This window comes from Streptomyces sp. NPDC059668 (assembly GCF_042734135.1).
Classification (GTDB): domain Bacteria; phylum Actinomycetota; class Actinomycetes; order Streptomycetales; family Streptomycetaceae; genus Streptomyces.
Window position 1 is genome coordinate 100,510 of record NZ_JBHWEL010000026.1, and the last position, 9,027, is coordinate 109,536.

Genomic DNA, 9,027 nt, shown 5'->3' on the forward strand with positions numbered 1-9,027 from the left:
GTCGTTCTACGTGGGGGGGGGGGGGTGGGTCCGCCCCGCGGCCGCGCCCGCGCGCGCCCGCCCGCCGGCCGCCGGCCGGCCCGGGGCGGGGGACGGAGACCGGCGGGTCAAGGGATCAGCACATCGGACGACGCGGGCGCGGGTTGATGATCTCCCCGGTCCGCGCGCTCCTCGCCCCTCCACGGTGGTGCCGGTCAGGCGGGGGGCAGGTCGGTTGTGGCGGCGGATTCCTTCTGCGTCTCCAGTTCGGCCAGACGCTCGGTCAGGGCGTCGTGGAGGAACCTGTAGGAGTCGCTGCCCAGGACCAATCGGCGCGGCGCAGGGGTCCGTCCGGCGCAGGCGATGATCGCGGCGGCCATCCTCACCGGGTCACCGGCGGCCGGCGGGGCCGTGCGGACGCCCCGGACCATGGCGGCCGGGGTGCCGTCGTAGGCTGCCAGCGGCTCGGCGAGGCGGGAGCCAGCGGAGCGGAACCCGGTGCGCGCGCCGCCCGGCTCCACGATGGTGACTCCGATACCGAAGCCCTGGACCTCCTTGGCCAGGGAATCCATGAAGCCCTCGATCCCCCACTTGCTCGCGTGGTACATCGTGGCGCCCGGGTGCGTGGCCTGGCCACCGTAGGTCGACAACTGGATGATGCGGCCACCGCCCTGCTCCCGCAGGTGGGGCAGCGCCGCCCGGGCGACCTGGATGGAGCCGGTCAGGTTGGTGTCGATCTGATGCTGCACCTGTTCGTCGGAGAGTTCCTCCGCCGCACCGAAGAGCCCGTACCCGGCGTTGTTCACGACGACGTCGATCCGGCCCAGTTCCGCGAATGCCTGATCCACCACCCGGCGAACGGCGGGAAAGTCGGTGACGTCCAGCGTCGCCGACCGCAGCCGATCCCCGTAGACGGACTTCAGGTCGGCCACGGAGTCCGGATCGCGGACCGTGCCGAACACCCAGGCACCATCCGCGAGCAGCCTCTCGGCCATACGACGGCCGAAACCGCTGCTCACACCCGTGATCAGCCACGTCTGCGCAGTCATGTTCCACTCCATGTTTCAGGGGAGTCGGCCGGTCGGCCGACCCGGTCCATGCTCGGACCGTGGCACCGACCGGGGCATCTGCGAAGTCACCGGTCCGGTCACCGGTGGACGGCCGTCGCCACCGAGGCCTCATGGGCAGGGCCCGGTTCGTATGCCGGTCACCCCGGTGCGAGGACACGCGACGGCGGCACCGACCGACCCCTCCGACCTCTCCGCCCGGGGATATCCTGATCACGCAATGCCCCGTCCCCGAACCTCCGCCCTCATCGGCCGCGACCGAGAACGCGCCGAGATCGACACCCTGCTCAGGCGTGCCGCCGCGGGCGAGGGTGGTGCTCTGGTTCTGCGCGGAGAACCCGGGATCGGGAAGACCGCCCTGCTCGACCACGCCGCGACCCGGGCGGCCGGAGCGGCCGTGCTGCGCACCACGGGCATCGAGCAGGAGTCGAACCTCGCCTTCTCGGGTCTGTACGGTCTCGTCAACCCGCTCGCGGACACGCTCCTCGCCCTGCCCGCGGCCCGCTCCGCCACGCTAGCCGCCGCCACGGGACTGTCCGAGGCCACCGAATCGGCGGTGCCCGACCGCTTTCGCGTGGCCACGCAACTGATGATGCTGCTGGCCTCGGCGGCCGAGCGCCGACCGCTGGTGATCCTCGTCGACGACGCCCAGTGGCTGGACCGGCCGTCCAGCGACGCCGTGCTGTTCGCGGCCCGGCGCCTCCGGGCGGAGGCCGTGGCCGTGCTGATCGCGGTCCGCGACGGGGAGCCACCCGGGCTCCCCACACCCGGTCTCGATGAACTCCTCGTCGAGGGCCTGACCGAACCGGAAGCCACCGCTCTGCTCGCGCGCGCCGAGAAGGACCTGGCACCGACGGTGCGGACGCGCCTCCTGACCGAGGCGCACGGCAACCCCTTGGCGCTCATGGAGCTCCCTGTCAGCCTGTCCGAGGAGCAGCTCCGCGGTGACGCACCACTGCCGGAGACCATCCCGCTCACGCCACGCATCCGGCGCATGTTCCATGAGCGCGTCGAACGGCTCCCCGAGACCACCCGGGCGGCTCTGGTGCTCGCCGCCGCCGACAACACCGGTGACGCGGCCGTGGTCCTGCGGGCGGCCGCCACGCTGGACCTGCCGGGCGACGCCCTCGACGCCGCCGAGCACGCCGGTCTGATCCACACCCACGGCGGCCGCATCACGTTCCGGCACCCGCTGGTGCGCGCGGCGGTCTACGACGGCACGACCCTCAGCCGCCGCCGTGACGCCCATCAGGCCCTTGCCCGGGCTCTGCCGGGGCAAGAGAACACGGATCGCCGTGTGTGGCACCAGGCCCTGGCCACGGTCGAGTACGACGAGGGGATCGCCGCCGCGCTGGAGGAGTCCGCGCGGCGCGCCACCCGGCGAGCCGCCCACGCTCCGGCCGCGGCGGCTCTGCTGCGTTCTGCCGAACTCACCACGGACGGTGGTCTGCGGACCCGGCGGCTGACCGCCGCGGCCGAGGCCCTGTGGGCGGCGGGCCAGGCCGAACCCGCCCGCTCCACGGCCGAGCGCGCCCTGGTGCGGGCCGAGGGGGAACAGGCCGCCCGTCTGCTGCGCCTGGGCGGCATCATCGAGGCTCGCGCCGGCCATCTCGGCAGTGCCTACGACCAGTTGCTGGAGGCGTCCCGAACCGGTGACGACCCGTCAGGCATGCTGGAGACGCTGATCGAGGCGGCCGGCCCCGCTTTCTCTCTGAGCGACGCCGGACGGCTCGCGGTGCTGGCCGACCTGACAGCGGCCGCCACCCCTCGCACGGCCCGCGAACGCCTCATCGTCCATCTCGTCCAAGGCCACGCGAAGCTCCTCACCGGAGCGTATGGGGACGCGCAGGACCTGCTCGACGCCGCCGCCGAACTGGCGAGCACGGCCGACGACCCGAGGGCTCTCATCTGGGCGGCCCGTGCGAAGTCCGTCGCCCACGGGATGGGCGCCGGGCTGGGGCACGCCGACCGGGCGGTCCGGCTGGCACGGCGCCAGGGGCTGATCAGCCTGCTGCCCCTCGCGCTCGCCCAGCAATCGGCGGACCTGATCGGGGTCAGCAGTTACGACCTCGCCCACGCCGCCGCCGAGGAGGGCGAACGGCTGGCCGCGGAGCTCGGCCAGGGCAGAGCGACCCACCTCGATCACATGGCCATGGTCGAGGCGGTGCGGGGCCGCTACGACGAGGCCCGCGACCACGCCGAGGAAGTGCTCCGCCTGACCCGGCACAACGGGTCCGCGTATCACGCGGCCCTCGCCCGGTGGGCCCTCGGCTGTGCCGAACTCTGCGCCGGCCAGCCGGCCGAGGCCGCCGAGCGTCTGGGTCCGGTGACCGCAGTCGGCACTCCTGCCTTCAACCCCGTCGTCGGTTTCGCCGCCATGCCGGACGCCGTCGAGGCGCTGGCTCGGACCGGCCGGTCCGAAGAGGCCACGAACCTCACCCGTACCTTCGCCGCCTGGGTCGACGCGGCGCCGACCGACGCCAGGCGGGCCCTCCTCGCCCGCTGCCGGGCCCTGCTGGACGACGCGGAGGCGCAGGAGCACTACGAGAACGCCCTCGCCCTCGCCGCCGCGCTGCCACCGTGGCAACGCGCCCGCAGCGAGCTTCTCCACGGAGAGTGGCTGCGGCGTCGACGCCGCGGGAGGGAGGCGCGGACCCATCTGCGCACCGCACACGAACTGCTCACCGGGATCGGCGCCCTGCCCTTCGCAGCGCGCGCCGCGGCCGAACTCCGTGCGACGGGGGGAACGACGTCGCGGACCGGTCCCAGTGCCGCCAGCCGGCTCACTCCGCAGGAGTTCCAGATCGCCACACTGGTCTCACAGGGCATGACCAATCCGCAGATCGCGGACCAGCTCTTCCTGAGTCCGCGCACGATCGACTATCACCTGCACAAGGTGTTCGCGAAGCTTCACCTCACCTCGCGCACCCAGCTCGTCCGCCACGGACTGCCGCATCTGGTGGATCCCGGCTCCTGAACCAGGCCCCTCTGGCCGGCTCAAGCGGCGGCTGTCAGAGGGACGTTGGCTTCCCATACGAACCCGTCCGGGTCGGTGAACGGGCCGGTGGCGCCGGAGAGGACGATCCGGTGCGATCCGGTGCCGTCGGCGGAGACACTCGCGTCCTTGGCGAGAGCGCGGCGCTTGTACAGGGCCGGCTTGACGGAACCCGGCCCGGCGACGAACTCCACGTACTTGCCGCCGAAGCTCTTCCCGACGATGAGGCCCCGCTCCACGTAGAACCGCTTGGCGGCCTTGACGTCCTCGACGCCCAGCAGGAGGACGATCTCGTCGAAGGCGCGAGTGACCGGGCCCGTGTCCTTCTTCGCCGACGTCGCGATCTTCCAGATCGTGCCGTCCGGGGCCTGGACGACGCCACCGTAGCCCCACAGCGACTTCGCGGTGGGCTTCAGGGCGGTGGCGCCCGCTTCCAGGGCCGCGCCGACCAGGGCGTCGACGTTGCCCGGCTGGGACACCACCAGGGACAGGGTGAACCCGCGGAAGCCCGTCGTGGGTGCCTGGGAGTCACGCAGGCGCACGTGCGACGGATCCAGTCCGAAAGCGGTGGAGTAGAAGCGGGCGGCGGCCGTGGTGTCGGCCACCTCGAGGGTCACGTAATCGATGGACTTCATGACCTCGACGGTAGGGGCCGCCGGGCCACCGGCGCTTCTCGAAAACTGCCCGGTTGCCCGAGGCGGAACAAACCATCTGCGTTGAGGCCCCCCACAGTGGTGTCTATCTGTCTATCCCTGCGTACTCGAAGAAACCGACCAGGCGGCACATTTCTGCCTGCAGCTTCTCCTCATGAGGATCAAGTCGTTCGTGGCCAGGTGACCGGCCCGGTGGTGTCATGGATGTTCACCGCCTCCCCGTCGCGTAGGCAGCGGTGCGATAGCCCGTACTTGGTGAGATGGGCGGCGGCTCGCTCTGCTCCTTCCGCGTCACGGTGTTCGGATCGCCAATGGGGAACGATTCGGAAGGGCACCAGGCAGAGGCACTTGGGTGCGATAGCCGACGGATAGCCTTCGGGCAGGACGGTTGGGTCATCGATGAGGTCGATGCCCTGGAGGTCCGGGCCGGCGACGCAGGCTCCTGCTGAGTAGCCGCCGTAGGTGAACTCGGTTCAATGCAGCTGCGCTTGAAGGGCATCGCGGAATCCGGCCTGCGTCATGGCGCGGGCCAAGACGAACGCATTAGAGGGGGTGGCCGCAGGTGGTGCAGGTGCCGGTCCAGCACCTCAGCAGGTCCTGGAGTGCGTCGAGGGTCTGGTAGAGACTCGGGCTGGTGCCTGGGCTTTGGGGTCGAGCCTGCGGAGGGTGAGGAAGGCCTGGGCTGCGGTGACGAGGGTGACGTGGTGGTGCCAGCCGCGCCAGGTGCGGCCCTCGAAGTGGTCCAGGCCCAGGCCGTGTTTGAGTTCGCGGTTGTCGTGTTCGATCCGCCAGCGCATCTTCGCCCACCGCACCAGGTCGGCGGTTGGTGTGGTGGCGGGCAGGTTCGATATCCAGTAGTCCGTCGGGGCATCCTGGCCGTCCGGCCATTCGACCAGGAGGGTCTGGGCGGGCAGAACGCCGTCCCACTGGTTGCGGCCGCCGCCGGCTTCCTGGGCAGCGGCCAGGGACTGTTTGCCCGCGGGCCGCACGGCCAGCACCATGAACCGTGAGGTCATCGCGCCCTTGCTGCCCTGCCGCCAGGTCACCTCGGTGAACCGCTCCGCACCCGCCTCCGTCGCAAGGGAGGAGATCGCTCGCGGCGGGGTGCGGTAGCGGGGAAGGGTGGGCGGCCCGAGCCCGCCATAACCGGGCCGGTGCGGCTCGACATCCTCGGGGTGGGCGACTTCCTTCCCGCTCAGAGCCAGGACATAGGACAAGCCCCGTTCCTCGAGACCGAGCCGGAAGGGGGTACTGATGCCGTAGCCGGCGTCGGCGACCACGACCGGGGCCGTCAGCTGCCACGTTGCGAGTGTGTCCAGGAGATCGAGTGCGAGACGCCATTCCTCCTGGTGCACCACGTTGTCGGGGACTCCTGCCCGGCGGCAGCGGCCTGGCTCGTCCGTCCATTCCCGTGGTAGATACAACTGCCACTCGAGCGGGCACGATGCGGTGTCGCTAGCGGCATGGACACTGACTGCGACCTGGCAGTTCGCCCGTTTCCCGAGTGCTCCTCAGTACTGGCGGGCCACGCCGACCGACGCCTTGCCGCACTTGGGGAACGACACGTCGTCGATCACCCACACCTCGGGCTGGACAACTCCGGTCAAGCGCTCGGCGATCCGCTGCCTGACCGGCAGCGGATCCCATGGCGACTGATTCACGAACTGCTGCGGGGCCTGCATGTTCCCGTCCGGCAGCCGCTCGGCCATCGGCTGGATCGACTTCCGCCGACCATCCAGCATCAGGCCCCGCAGATAGCACTCACCCCTGGCCCGCTGATCCCTACGCGGCACCGAGGCAAAGACATCCGCCACAAACATCGCCAACGCCGCCCGTAATCGGTTCACTTCATGCGCATCCACGCATCCCAACATGCTCTTGATCAGCACAAACGGAAAGACCTAACGAAGCACTACTAGGAGTGTGGCGACCAAGCCGATGCGCCAGCGTGCGTGGGCCCCTGCCTCGCGGGGCGAGGCGGGGGATCCGCTGTGTGTACCTATTAGTCACCACGATGATCACCCGGCCCGTGCCTGTTTGCTGCGCACCCCAACCGGTCACAACCCGACCAGCCGGACGACCCCGGAACTTGCAACCACCCTGGGTCGGCAGGGAACGGCCGCAGGTAAGGTGTCTATTCACGGAATTGTCGTTTGCAGTCCTCGACGAAGCCGGAGAACTCGCGTAGCGCCCAGATGATCTCGATGTCGAGATATTCTCTCAACGGGAGCGTTGCCATGAAGATACGATCCAGCTCATCTGCGGATTCCGCATCGATCACGGCGATGACGCGCCGCTGGCCAGCCACTTTGTACATGCGGACGACATTTACCTTACCGCCGACTTCCTCTTGCTCTCTCACTTGATAATCCCACATTTCATCGAAGCTCATGCGACCCTCGATGTTCCAGCGCATCTGGACGTAGAAAAGCATGCCGCACACCCCGAGTCGTCGTCCGCATCAGCCTTTCCGCGCAGTCCTCACGCTCGTGTTGAAGATGTGACGCACCTTTTTCCGTCGTCACGTCACGAGCCGACTGGGTAACTCCACGCTATTCCTCTCCACCGTAACCGGCATCTTGGATGCGCGAGCACGCGGACAGCGGGTTGGGGGCCGTAGCGAGTCCGGAAGTGAGGGTGAAGGAAGCGACTCCAGGTGCTTGAGCAGCCCGAAGCGCGGCCGCTCCCTGTGGAACTCGATGACCCACCCGCCGACGAAGAGGCCGAGAGGCTCGAACTTAGAGGATGTCTCACGTGGTGAGCTTTGCGAGTCTCTTGTAGCAGGTGAGGGTTGCGGCGAGGCCGAGAAAGGCGAGGAAGTGGTTGCCATTTCGCTCGTATCGGACCGTGAGGCGGCGGTAGCCGAAGAGCCACGCGATCGACCGCTCAATCTTCCAACGGTGCCGGCCGAGGCGCTCGCCGGACTCGATGCCGGGGCGGGCGATCCGGGGGACGAGACTGCGATCACGGAGCCAGCGCAGGTGCTCCGCGGAGTAGTACGCCTTATCGGCCCGGACTTTCACCGGCCGCCTCCGGCGGGGGCCGCGCCGTGAGCGAACTGCGGGTATCCCGAGAATCAGCGGCTTGAACGCCCGGCTGTCATGGAGGTTCGCGCCCGACACTGCCACGGATAGCGGCAGGCCCTGGGCTTCGGACAGAACATGTAATTTGCTGCCCTTCTTACCTCGATCGACCGGATTTGCGCCAGTCAATGATCCCCCCAGCTTCGCCCGCACCGACGCGGCATCGACAATCGCGGACGACCAGTCCAACTCACCCCTGGCACCGAGCTCGTCCAACACCGCCCGGTGCAGCCTGCGCCACAACCCGGCTTTGGTCCACATGGTGAACCGACGGTGCGCGGTGGCCGGTGAGACACCGAACGATTCCGGCAGATACCGCCACGCGCATCCGCTTGTCAGCATGTACACCACGGCCGCAAATACCGCCCGCTCGTCCACCGGAGCGGTACCACCGCCCTGCGGACGGGAAACGAACCTCGGCAACAACGGAGCTGTCAGCTTCCACAGTTCGTCCGACACCAACCGACGCGACAGATCAACACCCACGGTCCAACACCATGCCGAATCAGTAAACGACCGTGACTGAGTGCTACAAGTCGGCCGCTGACGTCCCTTCAGTCAGTCAGATCGGAGGGAGCCTGCGGTCGCGTGTTCGGCGGAAGTGGTCGCCCGAGAGGTGCCAGCGGCACCATTTGATCACCGACGCTCCGATGAGGAACCCCGCCAGTCCGCCGACAATCGCAGCAGTGGACTCGAACATGAACCCGCCCCAAGCGACAGCCATGCCCGCCGGCTGGAGCCAGACCACGATCGGCTCCCCTGAACCGCGCAAGACATCCCAGGTCAGGCCTCCAATCAGGGCCAGACCGCCCAGGACGGCGACAACAGGTACCCCGTTCGGCGTGACGGACAAGGCTATGACTGGCATGGATGCAACTCCGAAACTCGGGCAACGCGGGAGCGCCGTACTCAGCACCTGTCGGCATCGATCCCCGATTGTGTCAGAGCTGCCTGTTCCTCGGCAGGCGGGCCGCAACGGTCAGGTCAGCGCTGCCTTCAGTAGTCCGGCCACGTAGACCCACACGCCCAACTGACCAAAACGCACGAGTTATCGGACTATGAATAGCGAGTCGTCACACCAACCACGTGAGACATCCTCTTAACCTCCGGCCTTGAACGGAGGGTTGTGTGGGGTCACTCACCTGGGAATGTGCGGGGGGGAAAGCGGACGGTCGCGCGTGTGGGCAGGTGTCCGCCTGTGGACATTTTCGGGGGAAATTTGACACGGTGGCGCACATGCCAATGCCCAG

Annotated in this window: 5 protein-coding genes and 2 pseudogenes; 1 reads left to right on the forward strand and 6 read right to left on the reverse strand. The window is 68.8% G+C overall.

All coding sequences use genetic code 11. The features are described from left to right. Positions 1-194: 194 nt before the first annotated feature. A complete protein-coding gene (locus ACFV2J_RS20640; RefSeq protein ID WP_385097693.1) occupies positions 195-1,028 on the reverse strand; it encodes an SDR family oxidoreductase in 834 nt (277 codons plus the stop codon). Between the two features lie 238 nt (positions 1,029-1,266). On the opposite strand from ACFV2J_RS20640, the gene ACFV2J_RS20645 reads away from it, so the two are divergent. Continuing rightward, on the forward strand, positions 1,267-4,023 hold the full coding sequence (locus ACFV2J_RS20645; protein ID WP_385439888.1) for an AAA family ATPase: 2,757 nt from the start codon (positions 1,267-1,269) through the stop codon (positions 4,021-4,023). A gap of 20 nt (positions 4,024-4,043) precedes the next feature. Here ACFV2J_RS20645 and ACFV2J_RS20650 read toward each other — a convergent pair whose 3' ends face one another. From ACFV2J_RS20650 to ACFV2J_RS20670, 5 genes and pseudogenes are all read right to left on the reverse strand, one after another. Then, a complete protein-coding gene (locus ACFV2J_RS20650; RefSeq protein ID WP_385089232.1) occupies positions 4,044-4,676 on the reverse strand; it encodes a glyoxalase in 633 nt (210 codons plus the stop codon). 179 nt (positions 4,677-4,855) lie between these two features. Further along, positions 4,856-5,143, reverse strand: a pseudogene (locus tag ACFV2J_RS20655) (Type 1 glutamine amidotransferase-like domain-containing protein); the annotation flags it as partial. A gap of 138 nt (positions 5,144-5,281) precedes the next feature. Further along, a pseudogene (locus tag ACFV2J_RS20660) lies at positions 5,282-6,556 on the reverse strand (IS701 family transposase). Between the two features lie 272 nt (positions 6,557-6,828). Then, on the reverse strand, positions 6,829-7,128 hold the full coding sequence (locus ACFV2J_RS20665; protein ID WP_385089235.1) for a muconolactone Delta-isomerase family protein: 300 nt from the start codon (positions 7,126-7,128) through the stop codon (positions 6,829-6,831). A 316-nt stretch (positions 7,129-7,444) separates the two neighbouring features. Further along, positions 7,445-8,263 (reverse strand): IS5 family transposase, encoded by an 819-nt coding sequence (locus ACFV2J_RS20670; RefSeq protein ID WP_385089239.1) that lies wholly within the window; start codon positions 8,261-8,263, stop codon positions 7,445-7,447. Between the last annotated feature and the right edge of the window lie 764 nt (positions 8,264-9,027).

Bases quoted from the DNA above. Each gene is read 5' to 3' on its own strand.
- ACFV2J_RS20645 (WP_385439888.1), top strand. From the start codon at position 1,267: ATGCCCCGTCCCCGAACCTCCGCCCTCATCGGCCGCGACCGAGAACGC.
- ACFV2J_RS20640 (WP_385097693.1), bottom strand. From the start codon at position 1,028: ATGACTGCGCAGACGTGGCTGATCACGGGTGTGAGCAGCGGTTTCGGC.
- ACFV2J_RS20665 (WP_385089235.1), bottom strand. From the start codon at position 7,128: ATGCTTTTCTACGTCCAGATGCGCTGGAACATCGAGGGTCGCATGAGC.
- ACFV2J_RS20650 (WP_385089232.1), bottom strand. From the start codon at position 4,676: ATGAAGTCCATCGATTACGTGACCCTCGAGGTGGCCGACACCACGGCC.